At 71.3% G+C, this 21,611-nt stretch carries 12 protein-coding genes; 9 read left to right on the top strand and 3 right to left on the bottom strand.

Annotation, left to right across the window (positions count from 1 at the left end):
• The first annotated feature begins 87 nt into the window (after positions 1-87).
• The 3 genes from ACIOKD_RS19275 (at position 88) to ACIOKD_RS19265 (ending at position 5,906) form a co-directional block, all read left to right on the top strand.
• Positions 88-2,229: an ATP-binding protein gene (locus ACIOKD_RS19275; RefSeq protein ID WP_402085699.1), complete on the top strand. Its 2,142-nt coding sequence runs from the start codon at positions 88-90 to the stop codon at positions 2,227-2,229.
• Between the two features lie 247 nt (positions 2,230-2,476).
• On the top strand, positions 2,477-4,177 hold the full coding sequence (locus ACIOKD_RS19270) for a PucR family transcriptional regulator (protein WP_402085174.1): 1,701 nt from the start codon (positions 2,477-2,479) through the stop codon (positions 4,175-4,177).
• A 283-nt stretch (positions 4,178-4,460) separates the two neighbouring features.
• Positions 4,461-5,906, top strand: coding sequence for an aldehyde dehydrogenase family protein (locus tag ACIOKD_RS19265; RefSeq protein ID WP_402085172.1), 1,446 nt, complete (start codon positions 4,461-4,463; stop codon positions 5,904-5,906).
• 241 nt (positions 5,907-6,147) lie between these two features.
• On the opposite strand, the gene ACIOKD_RS19260 is transcribed toward ACIOKD_RS19265, so the two are convergent.
• Positions 6,148-9,045: a glycoside hydrolase family 3 C-terminal domain-containing protein gene (locus tag ACIOKD_RS19260; RefSeq protein WP_402085170.1), complete on the bottom strand. Its 2,898-nt coding sequence runs from the start codon at positions 9,043-9,045 to the stop codon at positions 6,148-6,150.
• A 340-nt stretch (positions 9,046-9,385) separates the two neighbouring features.
• Between ACIOKD_RS19260 and ACIOKD_RS19255 the strand changes: the two genes are divergently transcribed.
• The 6 genes from ACIOKD_RS19255 (at position 9,386) to ACIOKD_RS19230 (ending at position 18,269) form a co-directional block, all read left to right on the top strand.
• The gene (locus ACIOKD_RS19255; protein ID WP_402085168.1) at positions 9,386-11,068 is read left to right on the top strand and encodes a Tat pathway signal sequence domain protein; all 1,683 of its coding nucleotides are present in this window, start codon (positions 9,386-9,388) and stop codon (positions 11,066-11,068) included.
• 4 nt (positions 11,069-11,072) lie between these two features.
• Complete coding sequence (locus tag ACIOKD_RS19250) at positions 11,073-12,161, top strand: ABC transporter permease (protein WP_402085165.1); 1,089 nt, start codon at positions 11,073-11,075, stop codon at positions 12,159-12,161.
• Positions 12,158-13,123 carry a carbohydrate ABC transporter permease gene (locus ACIOKD_RS19245; RefSeq protein WP_402085163.1) on the top strand — a complete coding sequence of 322 codons (966 nt, stop codon included), beginning with the start codon at positions 12,158-12,160 and terminating at the stop codon, positions 13,121-13,123. The genes ACIOKD_RS19250 and ACIOKD_RS19245 overlap by 4 nt, the downstream gene beginning before the upstream one ends.
• Before the next feature lie 120 nt (positions 13,124-13,243).
• The gene (locus ACIOKD_RS19240; protein ID WP_402085161.1) at positions 13,244-15,250 is read left to right on the top strand and encodes a beta-galactosidase; all 2,007 of its coding nucleotides are present in this window, start codon (positions 13,244-13,246) and stop codon (positions 15,248-15,250) included.
• Positions 15,247-17,544, top strand: coding sequence for a glycosyl hydrolase family 95 catalytic domain-containing protein (locus ACIOKD_RS19235; RefSeq protein ID WP_402085158.1), 2,298 nt, complete (start codon positions 15,247-15,249; stop codon positions 17,542-17,544). The genes ACIOKD_RS19240 and ACIOKD_RS19235 overlap by 4 nt, the downstream gene beginning before the upstream one ends.
• Positions 17,520-18,269 (top strand): hypothetical protein, encoded by a 750-nt coding sequence (locus tag ACIOKD_RS19230; protein ID WP_402085155.1) that lies wholly within the window; start codon positions 17,520-17,522, stop codon positions 18,267-18,269. Before ACIOKD_RS19235 ends, ACIOKD_RS19230 begins: the two co-directional genes overlap by 25 nt.
• 20 nt (positions 18,270-18,289) lie before the next feature.
• On the opposite strand, the gene ACIOKD_RS19225 is transcribed toward ACIOKD_RS19230, so the two are convergent.
• Both ACIOKD_RS19225 and ACIOKD_RS19220 read right to left on the bottom strand, forming a co-directional pair.
• Positions 18,290-20,368 carry a TIM-barrel domain-containing protein gene (locus tag ACIOKD_RS19225; RefSeq protein ID WP_402085152.1) on the bottom strand — a complete coding sequence of 693 codons (2,079 nt, stop codon included), beginning with the start codon at positions 20,366-20,368 and terminating at the stop codon, positions 18,290-18,292.
• Between the two features lie 87 nt (positions 20,369-20,455).
• A complete protein-coding gene (locus ACIOKD_RS19220) occupies positions 20,456-21,469 on the bottom strand; it encodes a LacI family DNA-binding transcriptional regulator (protein ID WP_402085150.1) in 1,014 nt (337 codons plus the stop codon).
• Positions 21,470-21,611 lie beyond the last annotated feature (142 nt).

Here is a 21,611-nt window from a genome sequence, read left to right as displayed (position 1 = left end):
GCCCGGTAAGCGGTGAACTCCCTTTGGGAGGGCGTTAGATTGACTCGCAACCACGTACGGAGCGGCTGGTCAGGGGTGGCAGAGGCGATGGACAGCGACGGCACACGCGACGCACGGGGCACACACGCCGATCGTGTGCCGCGGCCGGCCGGACCGCCCCAGGTGCCGCCACGGCCCACGCAGGCACCCGGCGGACCACCGCGGCCGGACGGATCCGCCTTCCTCACCTGGCTGCGCACGCCCCGGCCCGAGGCCGCCCCTGGCGTGTGGCGGTTCGGGCACCGGCCGCGGCCGGAGGTGGAGCCCGAACAGATCCCGGCCCGGCAGTTGCTCAGCGGCGCGTTCATCGCGTTCCTCGTGGGATACCTGATCTGGTCGCTTGTCTCGAACCGCTATCTGGGCCAGTACTGGTTGTGGCCCTACTACGCGGTCACTCCGGAAGAGTGGAAGATCCCCGAGAACCACGGTGATGCGGTGAAGGGGGACATCGCTTCGAGGATCTACTACGGACTGGTCGCTTTTGGGATCATGATGGGAGCCGGGCGCCTCGGTCGATGGTCCGAGGTGTGGCGCCGCTACATCGTTCCTGTACTGCGCCGCGTTGCGTCGCCCCCGGCAGACGCCACAGCACCCACCCCCGAGGACGACCCCGCGCAGTGGAACGCGCTGCGCGCCGCCGGAGCCGCCGACGCCGCCGACCGGCTCGGCGCCGACGCGCGGGCCGGCCTCATGCGCGATGTCGACCACGCCCGGATCACCCGCGCCTGGCAGGGCGTGCGCAGCGGACGCCACAGCCTCGCCACCTTCACCGGCGCCGTGCTGCGGGAGGGCGCCGCCGCCTGTCTGCACCCCTCCGGCGAGCGGGATCTGCCGGGCAGGCTCGCGCGGCACGACCTCGTCACGGGGCAGGTGCGCCTCGGCACGACCGCCGACGATCCGCGCAATCCGTACGCCTATCGCGGCACCGGGATGGCGCTCGGGCCCGAGCTGCTGGGAACCTCGCTGCTCGCCGTCGGCCCCGCCGGATCCGGCAAGACCGGCGGTGTCGTCCGGCCGCTCGTCGAGTCGCTGTGCCTGCACGCGCTCGCCGGGCGGGCGGCCGTGGTCGTCGTCGGGGCGGCGGGCGCGGGCCTCGGCCCGGTGGACGCGTACGACGTCGTGGTGCGGGTGGGCAACCCCGAGTCCGTGTACGACCTCGACCTGTACGGCGGCACCACCGACCCGGACGAGGCCGCGGCCGTGCTCGCCGAGGCGCTCGTCGGTGATCTCGCCGACCCGCACCCCAGCGGTGACAGCCGGCGGTCCACCACCGTGCTCGCCCAGCTGCTCGGGCCGTACCGGGCCGTCCACGGACGCTTTCCCTCCGTGCCCGAACTGCGGCAGCTCCTCGATGGCGCGCCCGCCCCGCTCGGAGCGCTCCGCAAGGCGCTCACCGAGGGTGGCCAGGAGTCGCTGCTCCGGGAACTCGACGCACGGGAGCGGCAGTTGGGGCAGCCCGGCGATGTGGGCGGAGTGCTCGCGGACCGGGTGGCGCTGCTCGACCGGCCCGCCTTCGCCGGCTTCTTCGACACCTCAGGACAGACCCGGCCCTTCTCGCTGCGCGCGCTCGACCACCCCGTACGCGTGCGGATCGACCTGCCCCAGCGCGGGCACGCGGACGCCTCACGGATCCTGTCGCGGCTCGTGCTCGCCCAGTTCGCGGCCAGTGTCGCGGTCCGCGAGGACCGGTCCCTGTTCGCCTGCCTCGTGCTCGACGACGCCACCGGGGTCGTCACCCCCGAGGCCGTACGGGGCATCCAGCGGCTGCGGTCCGCCAACGCCGGGGTCATCATGACCCTGCGCACGCTCGACGACGCGCCCCGCCCGCTGCGGTCGCCGCTGCTCGGCTCGATCGGGTGCCGGGTGGCGCTGTCCGGGCTCACCCCGTGGGACGGGCAGGACTTCGCCGAGGTCTGGGGCAAGGAGTGGATCGAGGCGCGGGACGTCACCGACCGGCAGATCATCGCGGAGACACCGGCCGGGAAGGCCGTCCACATGCTGCGCCGGGTGATCACCGGGAACGCGCCCACCGCCCGCGCCGTCACCGTGCGCCAGGTCGAACGGGAACGGTGGTCGGCGTCCGAACTGGCGCACGCGGTGCCGCCGGGGCACGCGGTGCTCTCGCTCACCAGCGTGCGCGGGGAGCACGCGCCCCCGCTCCTGGTGGATCTGCGGCACCCGGGAGCCTGATCAGCGGTATGTGCAGCGGTATGTGCAGCGGTATGTGCAGCAGTGTGTAACGGGGTGCTCGGGCTCCTGAGGGGTGTGCGCGGGCGCCTCCGGCAGGACGTCTGGACATATGGTCACGGGCCGACCGTACGGTGAGGCAGAATCGGCATAGGCCGTTCATACACGGCGGCCAAAAGATCACCTCGTCATCACCTCGCCATCTCCTCGTCCGTGACCGTCGAAGAACCCGTGAAGACCTGAAGGCCCCATGCCCCCCACGCTCGCCTCGCTCGTCCATCACTCGGCGCTCAAGCTCACCGTGCGCGCGGGCAAGGAACGACTGGACACCCCTGTGCGCTGGGTGCACGCCAGCGAGCTCACCGACCCCGTGCCGTACATGGAGGGCGGGGAACTGCTCCTCATCACGGCGCTCAAGCTGGACGCCGAGGACGCCGACGCCATGCGCCGGTATGTGAAGCGGCTGGTCGGGGCCGGGGTGGCCGGGCTCGGCTTCGCCGTCGGCGTGCACTACGAGAAGATCCCCGAGGCACTGGCCGACGCGGCGGCGGAAGAGGGCCTGCCGCTCCTGGAGGTCCCCCGGCGCACGCCCTTCCTCGCCATCAGCAAGGCCGTCTCCGCGGCCATCGCCGCCGACCGGTACCGGGCGGTGACCGCGGGGTTCGCCGCCCAACGCGAACTGACCAGACAGGCACTGAGCGACGGACCCGAAGGGCTGCTGACCGCCCTCGCCTCGCAGGTCGACGGATGGGCCGCGCTGTACGACGCCTCCGGCGCCGTCGTCGCCACGGCACCGGACTGGGCCGGCCGCAGGGCCGCCCGGATCACCGAGCACGTGGAGCGGCTGCGCGACCGGCCCGCGCCTGCCAGTTCCGTCGTCGGCGGGGAGCCGGCGGACGGCACGGACGGCGAGGACCGGATCGAGCTGCACTCGCTGGGCACCGGACGCCGTGCCCGTGGCGCGCTCGCCGTCGGGACCGCGTCCGCGCTGGGCACGGCCGAGCGGTATGCCGTGCACTCCGCGATCGCCCTGCTGACCCTCGTCACGGAACGGTCCCGTTCGCTGTACGCCGCCGAGCAGCGGATCGGCGCCGCCGTGCTGCGCATGCTGCTCGCAGGGCAGCCCGATCACGCCCGCGGGGTGGCCGGGGACCTGTACGGCGGGCTGCTCGACGCGCCTTACCGGATGATGCTCGCCGAGGCCGCGTCCGCCTCCGCCGGGCGGGCGCGGGCCGGCGGCGGTGCCGGTGCCGGTGAGGTCGACGTGGCCGGTGTCGAGGCGGCCTCGGCCGTGCTCGCCGAGACCGGCGGCGATCTGGTCGGCGGGTTCGTCGAGGTCGCGGAGGCCGCGGCCGCCCGGTCCGGTGAGGCCGTGCTGGTCGTGCCCGACGGGGAGCGGCGGCTGGTGGTGCTCGCCGCGGACGGGGGTGCGGTGGTCACCGCCTGCACGCGGTACGCGCACACCGTCGGTATCGCGCGCAGCGGTTCCGAGCAGGGGACCGACGAGGACGAGCTGGTCGTGGGGGTGTCCGCGCCCGCCGGTCCGGTCGCCGCCGGGGCCGCCTACAAGCAGGCCGAGCAGGCGCTGTCCGTCGCGCGACGGCGGGGGCGGGTGCTGGTCGAGCACGAAGAGGTGGCTACGGGGTCCGTGGTGCCGTTGCTGGCGGACGACGCGGTGCGGGCGTTCGCCGACGGGCTGCTGCGGGCGCTGCACGAGCACGACGCGACCGGGCGGGGGGATCTGGTCGCCTCGCTGCGGGCGTGGTTGTCGCGGCACGGGCAGTGGGATGCGGCGGCGGTGGATCTGGGGGTGCACCGGCATACGTTGCGGTATCGCATGCGGCGGGTCGAGGAGATCCTCGGGCGGTCTCTGGATGATCCGGATGTGCGGATGGAGTTGTGGTTGGCGCTGAAGGCGACTGCGTCCGCGACTGCTTCTGCGGGGGCGTAGGTCGGCTTCGGCCGGGCTCGGTTGGCTGGTGCGGGTGGGTGGGGGCTGGGGTCTTTGCGCCGTTCCCCGCGCCCCTGGAAGCATGCGCCGTTCCCCGCGCCCCTGGACCGCAGAAGATTGCGCCGTTCCCGCGCCCCAGGCGGGTGGTCCTGCACCTTGCCTGACGAAGTGGAGCCATGTCAGGGGGTAGTGCTACTTCGTGGACAAGTGGGTCCTGGGGGTGGCGGGCCTACCGTGGGGGCGTCGAGCAGTTGACCTACTTCATGGAAGGGCCGGGGACCTCATGACTTCCACCCATGCCTTCTGGCTTGCCGGGCGCCAGGCCACCGGCGAGGCCACCTTCGATGTCACCTCGCCCTGGGACGGGCGCCTCGTCGGCAGGGTCGGGGTGCCGAGCGACGCGCAGGTCGAGGAGGCCGTCGCCGCCGCCCACGCCGTACGGGACGAGTTCGCCGCCACCCCGGCCCACGTACGGGCCGCCGCCCTCGACCACGTGAGCAAGCGGCTCGTGGAGCGGACCGAGGAGATCGCCCGGCTCATCTCCGCCGAGAACGGCAAGCCGCTCAAGTGGGCCCGCGGCGAGGTCGGCCGGGCCGTGTCCGTGTTCCGGTTCGCGGCCGAGGAGGCCCGCCGGTTCAACGGCGGCGAGGCCCAGCGGCTGGACACCGACGCGGGCGGCCAGGGCCGGCTCGCCCTCACCCGGCGCTTCCCGAAGGGCGTCGTGCTCGGCATCGCACCCTTCAACTTCCCGCTCAACCTGTGCGCCCACAAGATCGCCCCGGCCATCGCGGCGGGCGCGCCCATCATCCTGAAGCCCGCCCCCGCGACCCCGCTCAGCGGCCTGGTCATCGGCGAGCTGCTGGCCGAGACGGACCTGCCGGCCGGCTCCTGGTCGGTGCTGCCCGTGGCCAACGACAAGATGCCCGCGCTGGTGCGGGACGAGCGGCTGCCCGTCATCTCCTTCACCGGGTCCGACAAGGTCGGCTACGCGATCATGGACTCCGTACCGCGCAAGCACCTCACTCTGGAGCTCGGTGGCAACGGCGCGGCCGTCGTGCTCGCCGACTGGGCGAGCGACGAGGACCTGGACCGGGCCGCCACCCGCATCGCGACCTTCAGCAACTACCAGGGCGGCCAGTCCTGCATCTCCGTGCAGCGCGTCGTCGCGGACGCGTCGGTGTACGACCGGCTGCTGCCCCGCATCGTCGCCGCGGTCCGGGCCCAGGTGACCGGGGACCCCTCCGACGACGCCACCGACGTCGGTCCGCTGGTGAGCGAGGACGCCGCCAGGCGCGTGGAGTCGTGGGTCGACGAGGCCGTCGCCGCCGGGGCCGAGCTGCTCACCGGTGGCAAGCGCGACGGCGCCTCGTACGCGCCGACCGTGCTGGCGGGCGTACCGGCCGACGTGACGATCTCCTGCGAGGAGGTCTTCGGGCCCGTCCTCACCGTGCAGAAGGTGGACGGCGAGGCCGCTGCCTTCGCCGCCGTCAACGAGTCCAAGTACGGGCTCCAGGCGGGGGTGTTCACCCACGACCTGCAGACCGCCTTCCGGGCCCACCGGGCGCTGGAGGTGGGCGGTGTGGTGATCGGTGACGTCCCCTCCTACCGCGCCGACCAGATGCCGTACGGCGGTGTGAAGCAGTCCGGTGTCGGGCGCGAGGGTGTGCGGTTCGCCATGGACGACTACACCTACGAGCGCGTACTGGTCCTCACGGGGCTCGCTCTCTGACGTCCCGGGCGCCGACGGGCCGGAACGCGGACTCCTATGGCTAGACGATCATCTTCATGCAGTACGCCGTGCCCCGCCGGCAGTACGCCGTGCCCCGCCGGCTGATCCGCGCCTACGAGCGCGGGCTCATCGAGCCCGAGGCCCGAGGGGTGATCCCGCCCCGCCCCCGGGTGAAGGGGCCCGGCACCGCTGCCTTCCGGTGCCGGGCCCCTTGCTCGTGCCGTCGATCCTCTGCGAGCCCTCAGCCGAGGAAGCCGACGTGCGCGAGCCGCAGCGGGCCGCGCAGCCCGATGCGCAGGTCGTGGACCCCGGTGGCGTCGAACGGGGTGGTGACGGAGGTGTAGGTGTATGGGCCCGTCGTGGGGGCGATGTCCAGGTGGGCGACGGCCGGGCCGTCGTCCAGGGCCAGTTCGAGGGTGCCCTCGCCCGACACCTCGACCGTGACCGACCGGGTGCCCGGACCGAAGTCGCAGGCCCGGTAGACCAGTTCGGCCGTGTGGCCGGCGGCCGGGTCCGGGTCCGGGTTCGCGGGTGTCACCGCGTCGCCCGAGAGTTTCGTACGGTCGACGATCTCGGTGCCCCGCTGCTCGTCGAAGTCGGCCGGGCGCAGGCCGCGTTCGAGGACCGGGCGCGGGGCCGGCGGCGTACCGGCCGGGTCGATCGTCGTGCTCAGGCGGATGTCCTCGGCGGACGCGCCGGCGAGGAGTTCGTATCCGCCGGGCTCCAGCCGTCGGCCGCCGTGTGCGACGTCCCAGAACGCGAGGGCGGAGAGCGGGAGTGCGAAGGACAGTTCCGTGGTGGCGCCCGCGGGAAGGTGGACGCGGCGGTGGGCCAGCAGTTCGCGGCGGGGGCGCGGCACGGAGGGTGACACCGGCCGGCCGTAGAGCTGGGCCACCTCGTCGGCCGCCGAGTCCCCGGTGTTGGTGACCGTGAAGGTGACCCGCGCGGACTCCTCGCCGACCCGCGCCGCCAGGTCCGCGTAAGCGAACGACGTGTACGACAGGCCGTGGCCGAACGGGAAGAGCGGGGTGCCCTCGAAGTACAGGTACGTCTGGCGGCTGCCGATCACGTCGTAGTCGAGGAGGCCGGGCAGATCCGCGTCCGAGGCGTACCAGGTCTGGGGCAGCCGGCCCGCCGGGGAGACGTCCCCCGCCAGCACGCGGGCCAGCGCGGTGCCGGCCGCCTGGCCGCCGTGGGCCGTCCAGAGGATGGCGGGAAGGCCCGTGGGGTCGATCGCGTAGGGGTACGAGGACGTGATGACCAGGGCCGTGCGCGGGTTCGCGGCCCGCGCCGCGTCCAGGAGCCGTCGCTGGTGGGCGGGGAGGGCGAGGGTGGTGCGGTCCTGCGTCTCGCGCCCGTTGATGTGCGGGTCGTTGCCCGCGACCACGAGGACGACGTCGGCGGAGGCCGCCGCGCGCGCCACCGCGTTCTCTCCGCGCTCGGTGATCTCCAGTTCGAGGACCGTCGGGTTCTCGTCGGCAACCTTTACGCCGTCGGCGGTCACAGAGGCGTAGCGACCTGTGCCGACGTGCTGGAGGAGGTGTCCGTTCCCGTGCCCGCCCTCTTGCCCGCCCTCCTGCTCGTCCTCCTGGGGACCTCGGGGTTCCAGCCGGAACGTCTCCTGGACGACCCAGCCTCCCGGCTGGTCCGCCGAGGCACGCACGAAACCGTCCTCGGCGACCGAGAGATACCGGCCGTCCGGAGCGCGGAGGGTGAGGACGCCCTCGCCCCAGTCGATCAGCGCCAGTTCGGTGCCCACGGCGTCGGTGGTGAGCGGGGGCAGGTCGGTGCGGCCCGCGAGAAGGGCCGGGTCCAGCGCGCCCTCCGCCCCGCGGACCTCCGCACGCACGTCGTCCGCCGGCGGCACGCTCAGATACGTACCGTCGGAGGTCTTCAGGCGTACGCGGTCCACGCCCTCGGCGAAGTCCACGCGGTCGGCGCCGAAGCGGTCGTACAGGCCCTCCAGCGGGGTGGACCGGTGGATGAGGGTGCCGCTGTACCAGTCGAGCTTGCACTCGTCGGCGAGGAGCCCGACCACCGCGATGCGGGTGCCCTCCCGGGTGAGGGGAAGCAGGCCGCCGTCGTTCTTGAGCAGGACGACCGCCTGTTCCGCCGCCTCCCGGGCGAGGGCCCGGTGCGCGGGGGTGTCGAAGTCCCTGGCGTCCGCGAACGGGTCCAGAATAGGGTCGAACTCACCGAGCCGGAAGCGGACCGCGAGCTGGCGGCGGACCGCCGTGTCGATGGCGGACTCGGTCAACAGGCCCTGTTCCAGGGCCTTCTGGACCCGTTCGACGATCTTCGAGCTGTCCGTGCCGTGGTCCGTGAAGCTGTCGACGCCGGCGAGCAGAGCCGCGGCCGTCGCCTCCTCGTGCGTGTCGAAGTAGTGCTCGGAGTCGACCAGGTTCGAGGGCGCGCCCGCGTCCGAGCAGACCAGCAGGTCCTGGTCCGTCCAGGCGCGCAACTGCTCCGCCAGGTACGGCGACACATGGTTGGGGCGGCCGTTGACCAGGTTGTACGCGGGCATCACACCGGCCACCGCGCCCGCCTCGACGGTCTCGCGGAAGGCCCTCAGGTCGTACTCGTGCAGCACGCGGGGGCGTACCGAGCTGGACGCGGTGGCCCGGTCCGTCTCGTTGTTGTGCGCGAGCCAGTGCTTGAGGACCGGGGCCGTGCGCCAGTAGGCGGGATGGTCCCCGCGCAGTCCGCGGGTGTACGCGGTGGCGATCGCCGAGGTCAGCCTCGGATCCTCCGAGTAGCCCTCCTCGTTGCGCCCCCACAGCGGGTGGCGCAGGAGATTCACCGTGGGCGCCCAGACGTTGAGGCCGACGCGGTCGTCGCGCGAGCGCATCGCGCGGGTCTCGGTGGAGACCGCCTCGCCGACCCGGCACACCAACTCCTCGTTCCAGGTCGCGCCCAGGCCGACCGCCTGCGGGAACACGGTCGCGGGGCCCATCCAGGCCACCCCGTGCAGTGCCTCCTGGCCGGTGCGGAACGCGGCGATGCCGAGGCGCTCCACCGCGGGCCCGAACTGGTGCAGCATCGCCACCCGTTCGTCGAGGGTGAGCCGCGACAGAAGATCGTCGACGCGCTTCGCGAACGGCAGCTGCGAGTCGCGGAAAGGCGGCGTTTGTGCAGTCACGCGAGGGTCCCTTGGTGGAAGACGGAGAAGGCGGAGGGCGAGCTTTCGAAGCGCTTCGATGCTCATTCGACGAGCGGTCGGGTGTCAAGACACCCAGACGCAACAACTCCGGACCCTCACCAGCATCCGCCGCCACCCCAAGGGGCAGAAGTGGCCGGTACAGACCTCTCCCTCTCCCGGTACACCTCCGAGGAATGTTTGAATCGGCTCTTGTGCACCCCCAGGTGTTCACTTAACCTCGCAGCAACATCGAAGCGCTTCGACTGTCCGCCACGGTGAGCGACCTCCTGCCTCCCGTTGTCGAAGGTGCCGCTCCTGGGTGCCACGAAGGGTTGACGCAATGACGCCGAACACCTCCGCCTCCGGCCCCGGCCGGAGAAGCTTCCTCGCCTCCACGGCGGTCGCCACCGTCGCGGTGGCCGGCGGTATGCCGCTGCTGGCCGCCTGCGGTGGCTCCGACGGCGGCAAGAAGGAGGGCACGACCTCGGGCAAGGACGCGAAGAAGATCCTTCCCGCCTTCGTAGCGCAGAACGTGGTGACGCCGGACATCGCGTCGAAGAACGGGTCCTCGCTCGGCTTCACCGGCGAGCTCGTCACGGCCGACCTGAAGACCTCGGTGTCCGGGAAGCTCGGCAAGGGCAGCACCATCAAGATCATGTCGCCGTTCTGGGGTTCGCCGCCGAAGGGCGACAACCCCTACTACAAGGCGATGAACGACAAGATCGGCGCGAACGTCGTCTGGCAGAACCAGGACGGCAACACGTACGACGAGAAGCTGGGCGCGGTCCTCGCCTCCAGCGACATGCCGGACGTCGTGGTGATCCCCGGCTGGAACATGGGCGGCAAGATACCCAGCGCCATCATCAGCAAGATGGCCGACCTCGGCCCGTACCTCTCCGGCGACAAGGTCAAGGAGTACCCGAACCTCGCCGCCGTCCCGACCGACGCCTGGCAGCGCTCCATCTTCGGCGGCAAGCTGCGCGGCCTGCCGATGCCCAGCGCGTACGTCGTCAACATCGTGCCGTACTACCGCAAGGACATCTTCGACAAGAAGGGCTACGAACTCCCCACCTCGGCGGCCGAGTTCCTGGCCCTGGCCAAGGAGATCACCAGCGCCAAGGCGAAGGTGTGGGCCTGCGACGACATGAAGTGGACGGCGTTCAACAGTTTCGGTGTGCTGTCCGGCAGTGAGAAGTCGCTCGGCTGGAACTCCGTCGGGGGCAAGCTGGTCTACCGCGTCGAGACCGACGAGTACCTCGAAGCGCTGGAGTGGACGCGCAAGCTGTACGCCGCGGGGGTCGTCCACCCGGACGCCAGGGCGCAGAACCAGGGCGACTCGGGGCTGCGCTTCACCTCCGGCGAAGTCCTCATCTACAACAACGACATCTCGCACTGGTGGGCCAAGACCACCGAACAGGCAGCCCAGAACAAGGACTTCCGTATCGCCGGCATGGACATCTTCGGCCATGACGGCGGGGACCCCACGCTGTGGGCCGGGGCGCCCGCGAGCATCTTCGCCTTCGTCAACAAGAAGGCGTCGAAGGCCGTGATCAAGGACGTGCTGGCCGCCGCGAACGTCACCGCCGCCCCGTACGGCACCGAGGAGTACATGCTCACCAACTACGGGGTCGAGGGCACGCACTACACGGTCAAGGACGGCACACCCACGAAGAACGACAAGGGCAACCAGGAGGTCCTGAACGCCTTCGTGATGCTGGCGAGCCCCGCCTCGACGATCGCGCACCCCGACCTTCCGGAGATCGCGAAGGCACAGGTCGAGTGGCAGCAGCGGATGGGCGCCTTCACCAAGAAGTCCTCCTTCTACGGTCTCCAGATCATCGAACCGGCCCGCTACACGAACCTCTCCAACGACTTCGAGCAGTTGGAGGACGACGTCGTCCGCGGCCGCAAGAAGATCAGCGACATGCAGCAGGCCGTGTCGGACTGGAAGAGCCAGGGCGGCGACAAGCTGCGGGACTGGTACGGGAAGCTGCTGGACGACAGCGGATCCGCGCAGGGGTGACCCGGTGGCACACAGCACCACTCCACGTGACACCACTCCACGGGACGCCACTCCACGTGACACCACTTCGCGGGGAACCGCTTCGGTCACCGCCGCGGCGCCCGGCACGGGGGTCACCGAGGCCGAGCTGAAGACCCTGCGGAAGGCGTCGGGGAAGACCCCGAACGGCGGCACCTTCAAGGTCCGTCTCCGGCGGGACCGCACGCTGGTCCTGATGACCCTGCCGGCCGTCCTGCTGGTCCTGGTCTTCAACTACATACCGATCCTGGGCAACGTCGTCGCCTTCCAGGAGTACGACCCCTACGTCAGCGACAACGGCTTCGTCGCCATCTTCCACAGCCCCTGGGTCGGCTTCGAGCAGTTCTCACGGCTGTTCGACGACTCGGCGTTCTGGGACGCCGTCCAGAACACCCTCGTCCTGTTCACACTGCAACTGCTGCTCTTCTTCCCGGTCCCGATCCTGCTCGCGCTGCTCATCAACAGCGTGATCAGGCCCCGGGTGCGGGCGGTGTCGCAGGCGATCCTCTACCTGCCGCACTTCTTCTCCTGGGTGCTGGTCATCACCGTCTTCCAGCAGATCTTCGGCGGCGCCGGCATCATCGCGCAGACCCTGCGCCGGCACGGCTACGAGGGCTTCGACCTCATGACCGACCCGGGGATCTTCAAGTTCCTGGTGACGGCGGAGGGCGTGTGGAAGGACGCCGGCTGGGGCGTCATCGTCTTCCTCGCCGCACTGGCCTCCGTCAGCCCGGATCTGTACGAGGCCTCGGCGATGGACGGGGCCGGACGGTGGCGCCGCATGTGGCACGTCACGCTGCCCGCGCTGCGTCCGGTGATCGCCCTGCTCCTGGTCCTGCGCGTCGGTGACGCGCTCACGGTCGGCTTCGAGCAGATCCTGCTGCAGCGGGACGCGGTGGGGCCGGGCGCGGCGGAGGTCCTCGACACCTATGTGTGGTGGAACGGCGTCCGCAACCAGGACTTCAGTTACGCGGCGGCGGCCGGCCTGATCAAGGGCGTGGTCAGTCTCGGGCTCGTCCTCGCCGCGAACAAGGTCGCCCATCTCATGGGCGAGCAGGGGGTGTACAAGAAATGAGTGCCGTGACCGAGGGTGCCGTGACCGAGGAGCGGCCGAAGGCCGCAGGACCGAAGGCGCCCGGCCGTTGGGCGGCCCCGCCGAGGCCCGTCTGGGAGGAGGAGCCGCACAGGGCCGGACTCGCGGGCAAGGGCATCGCCCTGGCCTTCGCCTGCCTGGCCGTCCTGTTCCCGCTGTGGATCGTCGTCGTCACCAGCCTGTCCACGAAGCGGACCATCAGCGACGCCGGCGGTCTGGTGCTGATCCCCCGGGGCGTCACCTTCATCGCCTACCAGGAGCTGCTGAGCGGCGGTCAGGTCACCCGCGCCACCGTCGTCAGCCTGGGCGTCACCCTCGTCGGCACGCTGTTCTCGATGGCGGTGTCCATCCTCTGCGCGTACGGGCTCTCGCGCATCGGGTCGCTCGGGCACCGCTGGTTCCTGATGATCCTGCTCGCGACGATGTTCTTCGGCGCCGGCCTGATCCCCACCTATCTGCTCGTGCAGTCGCTGGGGCTGACGGACACCTATCTGGCGCTGATCCTGCCGAGCGCGATCAGTGTCTTCAACATCCTGGTGCTGCGCGCGTTCTTCATGGGCATCTCGCCGGAACTCACCGACAGCGCGCGGATCGACGGGGCGGGGGAGTGGCGGATTCTCGGGCAGATCGTGATCCCGCTCTCCCGGGCCGTGATCGCGGTGATCACGCTGTTCTACGCCGTCGGGTACTGGAGCGCGTGGTTCAACGCGTCGATCTACCTGAGCGATCAGGACATGATGCCGCTGCAGAACGTCATGATCCAGCTCGTCCAGAAGCAGGAGCCTCCGGTGGGGCTGGGGCAGGCGATCAGAGCGGGGGAGCTGTCCGCGCTCGCTGTGCAGATGGCCGTCATGGTGCTGGCGTTGCTGCCTGTCGCTTTCCTGTCGCCCTTCGTCCAGAAGCACTTCAAGAAGGGGATGCTGACCGGCGCGGTCAAGGGCTGACCTGCGCCTTTCGGCGCCGGTCAGCTTCTCGTCGGCTGCGGGCCGGACGTGGCCGGGCGCGCGGTTCCCCGCGCCCCCGGAAACATCGGGCCGCTCCTTTCCGTCGGATCGAGGTAGGTCATGGGCACGACACAAGACCCCCGTGCGGGACTCGCTCTCGCCGACGCCACCCGTGGCCGGATCCTGTTCGGCGGGGACTACAACCCCGAGCAGTGGCCCGAGGAGACCTGGCACGAGGACGTACGCCTCATGCGGGAGGCCGGCGTCAACTCCGTCACGCTCGGTGTCTTCTCCTGGGCGAAGATCGAACCGCGGCCGGATGCGCGGGAGTTCGGCTGGCTGGACCGGCTCATGGACCTCATGCACGAGAACGGCATCGGGGTCGTCCTCGCCACCCCGACCTCCTCGCCCCCGCCCTGGCTGGGCCGCCTCCACCCGGACACCCTGCCCCGCGACGCGGACGGCCGCACCGAGTGGTGGGGCGGCCGGCAGCACTTCTCGCACTCCAGCGCCACCTACCGCCGCTACGCCGCCGCCGTCACCGAGGACCTGGCCGCCCGCTACGGCAGCCACCCCGCCCTCACGATGTGGCACATCAACAACGAGTACTGCACCTACGACTGGGGCGACGAGGCGGCCGTCACCTTCCGCCGCTGGCTCCGGGACAGGTACGGCACGCTCGACGCGCTCAACACGGCCTGGGGAACCGCCTTCTGGAGCCAGGGATACGGCGACTGGCAGGAGATCCTGCCACCGCGCCACGCCCACTACCTGAACAACCCCACCCAGGTGCTCGACTTCAAGCGCTACACGTCCGACATGCTCCTGGAGTGTTACGTCGCCGAACGTGACATCGTCCGCCGGTACTCCCCGGACCTGCCGGTGACCACCAACTTCATGCCGATGTGGGCGGGGCAGGACGCCTGGAGATGGGCCCAGGAGGAGGACGTCGTCTCCGTCGACCTCTATCCGGATCCACGCGACCCCCTCGGCGCGCAGGAGGGCGCGCTCGTCCAGGACATGACGCGTTCCCAGGCCCGCGGGCCGTGGATGCTGATGGAGCAGGCGGCGGGCGCGGTGAACTGGCGGGGCGTCAACCACCCCAAACCGCCCGGCCTCAACCGGCTCTGGTCCCTCCAGGCGGTCGCCCGGGGCGCCGACGCCGTCTGCTACTTCCAGTGGCGGCAGTCCCGCCAGGGCGCGGAGAAGTTCCACTCGGGCATGGTCGGCCACGCGGGGGAGCGGGGCCGCACCTACCAGGAGGTCAAGCGGCTCGGCGCCGAGCTGCTGCGGATGGGCGCGGAGGTGGCGGGACAGCACGCCGCCTCCGAGGTCGCGATCCTCCACGAGTGGAACGCCTGGTGGGCCGGGGCGCAGGACGGCCGGCCCTCGCGCGAGGTCGACCATCCGCAGGTCGTGCGGGCCTGGCACCGCGCCCTGTGGGAGGCCCACGTCACCACGGACTTCGCGCATCCCGAGCACGACCTGTCGGCGTACCGGCTCGTCGTCGTGCCGCAGCTCTACCTCCTCACCGACAGGGCGGTCGACAACCTCGTCGCGTACGTACGACAAGGGGGCACCCTCGTCTGCGGCTTCCTGACCGGGATCGCGGACGAGGACGACCGGGTGCGGACCGGCGGGATGGACGAGCGGCTGCGGGACCTCTTCGGCATCCGCACCCTCCACGAGTGGTGGCCACTGGACCCCGGCGAGTACGCCGAGTGCGACGGCTTCCGGGGCACGCTGTGGTCCGAGGAGATCGAGCCCCGGACCGAGGAGGCCGAGGATGTCGTGGCGCACTCCCGCTACCAGGGCGGCGAACTCGACGGACTGCCCGCCGTGCTCCGCAGGGGCCGCGCCTGGTACGTCTCCACGCTGCCCGAACCCGCCGCGCTGCGCGAGCTGCTGGCGGCCGTGGCCGCCGGCGCGGGCGTGCGGCCGGTGCTGGAAGGACTGCCCGCCCAGGTGGAGGCCGTACGCCGGGGGGACCTGCTCTTCGTCCTCAACCACGGGCGGGACCCGGTCACGGTGGCGGTGCCGGGCGAGTACCGGGACCTGCTCGGCGAGCGACGGGTCACGGGCTCCCTCGAACTGGGCCGGTACGGAGTGGCGGTGCTGCGACCATGAGCGCCGGTACGGAGAACACGCCTTCGTCGCACGGCACCTGGGAGCCCACCCCCGCCGACCGCTGGGAGGACGCCTTCCTGAGCGGCAACGGCCGCCACGGCACCCTTGTGTTCGGTGATCCGAACGACGACCGGGTGATCGTCACCCATCACACCCTCGTCCGGCCCAACGGCGGCGAACACGCCCGGCCCCCGGAACTGGCGTCCGAACTGCCCGCGCTCCAGGACCGGTTGCTCGCTGGAGACCTGAGGGCGGCCGAGGAGTTCACGGACGGTCGCCCACTGCAGTGGGTGCAGCCCTTCCATCCGGCCTTCCAGGTGCGGCTGCGGCGGCCGTCCGACGAGGAGCGCGACTACCGCCGCTCGCTCGACTTCACCACGGGCGTCGCCGAATCGTCCTGCGCGGGATGGCGCAGCCGCGTCTTCGTCTCCCGCGCCGACGACGTGGTCGTCCAGCACGTGACCTCTCCGGGGCCCGCCCTGGACATCACACTGGACCACCGGCTCCCCGGGGCTCCCGACGGGCTGGGCGTCAGCGACGGAGCGGTCCTCACCCCCGAGGGCGCCGTGCTCACCCTGAGCGCCCGCTACCCCGGCAGCGACCGCGCGTACACCGGCGTGACACTGGCCGTGGTCACCGGCGGTCGTACGACGCTGACCGCGCCCGGCATGCGCGTGGCGCACGCCGAGTCGGTCCTGCTGCTGACCCGCGTGGGGCGGCACACCGGAGAGCTGGACACGGTGGCGCGGACACAGGCGCTGCGCGCGCTGCTGCTGGACGGCGACGAGCCCTACCGCCACCTCCTGGAGCGTCCTCTGCGCCTCCACCGCACCGCCTGCACCCGCGTCTCGCTCGTCCTCGAAGCCGACGACACCGAACGTGCCCTTCCCGGCTCCGAGCTGCTCAAGCGGCCCGGGAGCCCGGCCCTCCTCGAACGGCTCTTCGCGGCCGGCCGCTACCACCTGCTGTCCGCGAGCGGGATGCTGCCACCGAGGCTCACCGGGCTGTGGACCGGCGACTGGGACACGGCCTGGTCCGGCGCCTTCACCACGGACGCCAACCTCAACCTGCAGACCGCCTCGGCCGTCGCGGGCGCCCTCCCCGAGGTCGTCGAGGCGCACGCCGCACTCGTCCACGGGCAGTTGCCGCACTGGCGGGACAACGCCCGCGCCGTCTTCGGCACCCGAGGCGTCGTCGCCCCGCCCCACACGGACGGCGAGTCCGGGCACACCTACCACTTCAGCCGCGCGTACCCCCTCCACCTGTGGACGGCGGGCGCCGACTGGCTGCTCAAGCCACTCGTGGACCACGACGAGGCCCGCGGGGAACGGGACCCGCGGTTGGCCGCCGCCCTCGCCGAAGCCGCCCTCTTCTACGAGGACTTCCTCACCCGCACCGACGCGTACGGGCACCTCGTCGTCGTCCCCTCCTACTCGCCAGAGAACCGTCCGGCGAACGCGAACGCGAGCTGGGGCGCGCTCAACGCCGCCATGGACCTCTCCGCGGCCCGCCACGCCCTGCTCACGGCAGCCGCGTACCACCCGGGCCCCGAAGCCGACCGTTGGCGAGCCCTCGCCGGGCGGCTGCCCCCGCACCGCGTCAACGACGACGGCGCCCTCGCCGAATGGGCGTGGCCCGGCCTCGACGACACGTACGACCACCGGCATCTCAGCCATCTGTACGGTGTCTGGCCGCTCGACGAGATCAATCCCTACGACACCCCGGAACTGGCGGCGGCCGCGCATCGCGCGCTCGTACTCCGGGGCGCCGAGAACGACTCGGCGCACGGCCATCTGCACCACGCCCTCGTCGCGGCCCGGCTGCGGGACGGCGAGCGGGTCGCGCACGCGCTCGGCCGGGTACTGGAGGGCGACTTCTTCCACGCCTCCCTCATGAGCGCGCACTACCCCCACCGTGACGTCTACAACGCGGACGCCGCCCATGCCCTGCCCGCTCTGATCATCGAGACGCTGATCCAGTCGACCCCCGACCGGCTGGTCCTCCTCCCCGCACTGCCCGCCGCCTTCCCGGCGGGCGAACTCCGGGGCGTACGGACAAGGTTCGGCGCCGAGATCGACCTCGGCTGGAGTCCGCGGGAAGTCCGGGCGGTGCTGCGGCCCACCCGCGACCACCGCATCGACCTCAGAACTCCCTCCGGAGCGCGACAGCTCTCCCTGCGCGCCGGAGAGGACCGCGTCCTCACCCTGGGGCCGCGGCGGACGTACAGCGCAGCCATCCCCCACATCCCCCCACCCATGGAAGGGACACCATGGCAACACGCACGCCGGACATGAAGACGAGCAGGACCAGGAACAGGACCAGGAACCGGATCACCAAGGCGCTGCTGGCGCCCGCGCTCGCTCTCGGAGTGACCGTCGGGCTCGCCTCCGCCCCCGCCTCCGCCGCGGTCTGGAACTCCTGCGACCAGTGGGGCAACACCAGCCTGAACGGCTACACGCTCTACAACAACATCTGGGGCTCCGGCGCGGGCAGCCAGTGCATCTGGGCCAACTCCGGCACCAACTGGGGAGTCTGGGCCAACCACCCCAACACCGGTGGCATCAAGTCGTACCCCAACTCGAAGAAGGTGGTCAACAAGACGATCACCTCGCTCGGCTCGCTCTCCAGCAGCTACAACGTCACGGTCCCGTCGGCCGGGGCGTACAACACCTCGTACGACATCTGGGACACCGACTACGACTACGAGATCATGCTCTGGGTCAACTACAACGGAGCCGTCGGCCCGCTCGGCACCTCGCAGGGCAATGTCACCCTCGGCGGCCACACCTGGTCCGTCTACAAGGGCAACAACGGCGCCAACGAGGTCTTCTCGTTCCTGCGCACCTCGGACTCGAACGCGGGCAGCGTCAACATGCTGCCGATCCTCAAGTGGATCAAGGACACCAAGGGCTGGATGGGTGACGAGACCATCGGTGACGTCCAGTTCGGCTTCGAGGTCACGTCCTCGTCCGGCGGCCTGGACTTCGTCACGAACAACCTGACGGTCAGCAGCGGCTGACCGTCACGGACGACGCGCGGCTACCGCGTCACGGGCAGCCGCGCGTCGTCCCGCAGGAACAGCGGGATGCGGTCCAGCGGGGCGTCGACGGTCACGGCCGCGCCGCCCGGGTACTCCTCGCCGGTCCACGCGTCCGTCCAGCGCGCGCCCGCCGGAAGGTACGCCGTACGGACCGTCGCGCCCGCCGTGAGCACCGGCGCGACCAGCAGGTCCCGGCCGAAGAGGTACGAGTCGTCCACCGACCAGGCCGCCTGGTCCTCGGGAAACTCCAGGAACAGCGGGCGCATCACCGGCAGCCCCTCCTCGTGGGCCTCCCGCATGACCTCAAGGACGTACGGCTTCAGGCGCTCGCGCAGATGGAGGTACTTCTCCAGGATCGGCCTGGCCTCCTCGCCGTACGACCACACCTCGTTCGGGCCGCCGGTCATCTCCGGGCCGAGCGGGGTCCCCGGGTCGCGGAAGCCGTGCAGGCGCATCAGCGGGGACAGCGCGCCGAACTGGAACCAGCGGATCATCACCTCGCGGTACGCCGGGTCGTCCGGGTCGCCGCCGTGGAAGCCGCCGATGTCGGTGTTCCACCAGGGAATGCCCGACAGCGAGGTGTTGAGGCCCGCCGCTATCTGGCGGCGCAGGGTCGCGAAGTCCGTGCCGATGTCGCCGGACCACAGGGCCGCCCCGTACCGCTGACTGCCCGCCCACGCCGAGCGGTTGAGGGTGACGACCTCGCTCTCGCCGGCCGCCAGCATGCCCTCGTGGAAGGCGCGGGCGTTCTCGCGGGGATACATGTTGCCCACTTCGAGGCCGGGGCCCGCCCAGTAGCGCAGGTTCTCCTGGAAGCCCGGCTTCAGCTCCGGCTCGCAGGCGTCCAGCCAGAAGGACGTGATCCCGTACGGCTCCAGGTAGTTGTCCTTGATCTTCGACCACAGGAACGCGCGCGCCTCGGGGTTCGTCGCGTCGTAGAAGGCGACCTGGACCGTGGAGGCGACCCCCTTGTCCGGCCAGTCCGCGTGCGCCATGGGCCCGTACTGGGTGCCGACGAACCAGCCGCGCTGCTCCATGAGCTGGTGGTTCTCCGAGAGCGGTGAGACGGACGGCCAGACGGACACGACGAGCTTGATGCCCAGCTCCGCCAGCTCCCGCTGCATCCCCGCCGGGTCGGGCCACTCGGCCGGGTCGAACTTCCAGTCGCCCAGATGCGTCCAGTGGAAGAAGTCGCAGACGATGACGTCGATGGGCAGGCCGCGGCGCTTGTACTCCCGGGCCACACCGAGGAGTTCGTCCTGGGTGCGGTAGCGCAGCTTGCACTGCCAGAAGCCCGCCGCCCACTCGGGCAGCATCGGCGTACGGCCGGTCACCGCGCTGTAGCGGCGCTGCGCGTCCGCCGGATGGCCCGCGGTGATCCAGTAGTCGATCTGCCGGGCCGAGTCCGCCACCCAGCGCGTGCCGTTGCCCGCCAGCTCGACCCGGCCGATCGCCGGGCTGTTCCACAGCAGGGTGTAGCCGCGGTTGGACGTGAGGACCGGGATGGTCACCTCGGCGTTGCGCTGGACCAGGTCGAGGACGGCGCCCTTCTGGTCCAGGAGACCGTGCTGGTGCTGCCCCAGGCCGTACAGCTTCTCGCCCTCGTAGGCGGCGAAGCGCTGCTCCAGGCGGTGGTAGCCGTTGCCGACGGGCGTGTAGAGGCGCGGTCCCGGCCACCAGAAGTGGGCGCGTTCCTCGGTGAGGAGCTCGGCTCCGTCGCCGGTGCGGACGAAGCGGATCAGACCCTCGGCGTCTACCTCGACGGTCAGCGCGCCGACGGTCAGCAGGCCCCGGCCGCCCTCGATCTTGACGGTGGCCTCCGCCGCGGGCGGCTCGTCGAGCACGGCGGCGGGCAGGCCCTCCAGGACGGGACCGCCGAGCCTGGCCCGTACCCGTACGGCGTCGGGGCCCCACGGCTCGATGCGTACGGTCTCCTGCCGGCCGCTCCACTCCAGCGCGCCGTCGCGTTCACGGAACGTGCCGACGGTGGGCGAGGACTGGGCGAGACTCGCGGACCCCGAGCCGGACCGTTCCGGCTGTCCGTCGTGTCCCGGCGGGTTCACGGCATGCTGATTCATGCGGGATGCTCCTGAAGGGAGGAGTGGCGACGAGACCCGGTGACGCGGCTCCGGAGGGCCAGGTCGGTTGGGTGGGGGTGGGTCGGGTCAGGCGGCGGCCGGGGCCGGACCCGTGCTCGCCCGGACGGTCAACTCGGGTGCGATGAGCACGACTTCGTCCTTGCCGTGCCCCTCCAGCTTGGCGATCAGATGCTCCACCGCGTTACGGCCCATCTCCTGCGCGGGGATGGCGACCGAGGTCAGCCGTACCGAGGCCTGGACGGCGACCTGGTCCGGGCAGATCGCGATCACCGAGACGTCCTCGGGCACGGCCCGGCCCTGCCGGCGCAGCAGCGCGAGCAGCGGCTCGACCGCGGACTCGTTCTGCACGACGAAGCCCGTGGTGCCGGGGCGTTCGTCGAAGACCCGGGCCAGGGTCAGGGACATGGCGTCGAAACCGCCCTCGCACGGGCGGTGCAGCACCCGCAGGCCCAGCTCGCGCGAGCGGGACCTGAGTCCGTCGAGCGTGCGCTCGGCGAAGCCCGTGTGCCGTTCGTACACCGCGGGCGCCTCACCGATGACAGCGATGTCACGGTGTCCGAGCTTCGCGAGATGTTCGGCGCACAGCGCACCCGTCGCACCGAAGTCGAGGTCCACGCAGGTCAGACCACTGGTGTCGGCGGGGAGCCCGATGAGGACGGACGGCTGCTCGGTGCCCCGCAGCAGCGGCAGTCGCTCGTCGTCCAGCTCGACGTCCATCAGGATCATCGCGTCGGCGAGCCCGCTCCCGGTGATCCGGCGCACGGCGTCGGGGCCCTCCTCGCCGGTGAGGAGCAGCACGTCGTACCCGTGGGAGCGCGCCGAGGTCGTCACCGCGATGGCGATCTCCATCATCACGGGTACGTACATGTCCGTGCGGAGCGGGATCATCAGCGCGATGATGTTGGACCGGCTGCTTGCCAGCGCCCGGGCTCCCGCGTTGGGGTGGTAGCCGAGCACCTGGATGCTCTCCTCGACCCGCCGGCGGGTGCCCGCGGAGATGGACCGCTTGCCGCTGAGGACGTAGCTCACCGTGCTCGCCGAGACTCCGGCGTGCTGGGCGACCTCGGCGAGGGTGACCATCCAGGTCTCCAGGTTCTGTGTGAAGCGCTTCGACGGTGCGCGGGGTCGGTGTGGGTGGGATGACAGTAGCTTGATGGCGGATGGGTGTCCATAGGTTGTCGAAGCGCTTCGACTCCGGACTCGGTCGGGGCGGGCGGTGCCC

Source organism: Streptomyces sp. NPDC087844 (genome assembly GCF_044742785.1).
GTDB lineage: Bacteria > Actinomycetota > Actinomycetes > Streptomycetales > Streptomycetaceae > Streptomyces.
This window is presented reverse-complemented; position numbering and strand designations above follow the sequence as displayed.

Coding starts and splice junctions, on each gene's coding strand:
- ACIOKD_RS19265 (WP_402085172.1), top strand. CDS start 4,461: ATGACTTCCACCCATGCCTTCTGGCTTGCCGGGCGCCAGGCCACCGGC.
- ACIOKD_RS19240 (WP_402085161.1), top strand. CDS start 13,244: ATGGGCACGACACAAGACCCCCGTGCGGGACTCGCTCTCGCCGACGCC.
- ACIOKD_RS19270 (WP_402085174.1), top strand. CDS start 2,477: ATGCCCCCCACGCTCGCCTCGCTCGTCCATCACTCGGCGCTCAAGCTC.
- ACIOKD_RS19235 (WP_402085158.1), top strand. CDS start 15,247: ATGAGCGCCGGTACGGAGAACACGCCTTCGTCGCACGGCACCTGGGAG.
- ACIOKD_RS19245 (WP_402085163.1), top strand. CDS start 12,158: ATGAGTGCCGTGACCGAGGGTGCCGTGACCGAGGAGCGGCCGAAGGCC.
- ACIOKD_RS19255 (WP_402085168.1), top strand. CDS start 9,386: ATGACGCCGAACACCTCCGCCTCCGGCCCCGGCCGGAGAAGCTTCCTC.
- ACIOKD_RS19220 (WP_402085150.1), bottom strand. CDS start 21,469: ATGGTCACCCTCGCCGAGGTCGCCCAGCACGCCGGAGTCTCGGCGAGC.
- ACIOKD_RS19225 (WP_402085152.1), bottom strand. CDS start 20,368: ATGAATCAGCATGCCGTGAACCCGCCGGGACACGACGGACAGCCGGAA.
- ACIOKD_RS19230 (WP_402085155.1), top strand. CDS start 17,520: ATGGCAACACGCACGCCGGACATGAAGACGAGCAGGACCAGGAACAGG.
- ACIOKD_RS19275 (WP_402085699.1), top strand. CDS start 88: ATGGACAGCGACGGCACACGCGACGCACGGGGCACACACGCCGATCGT.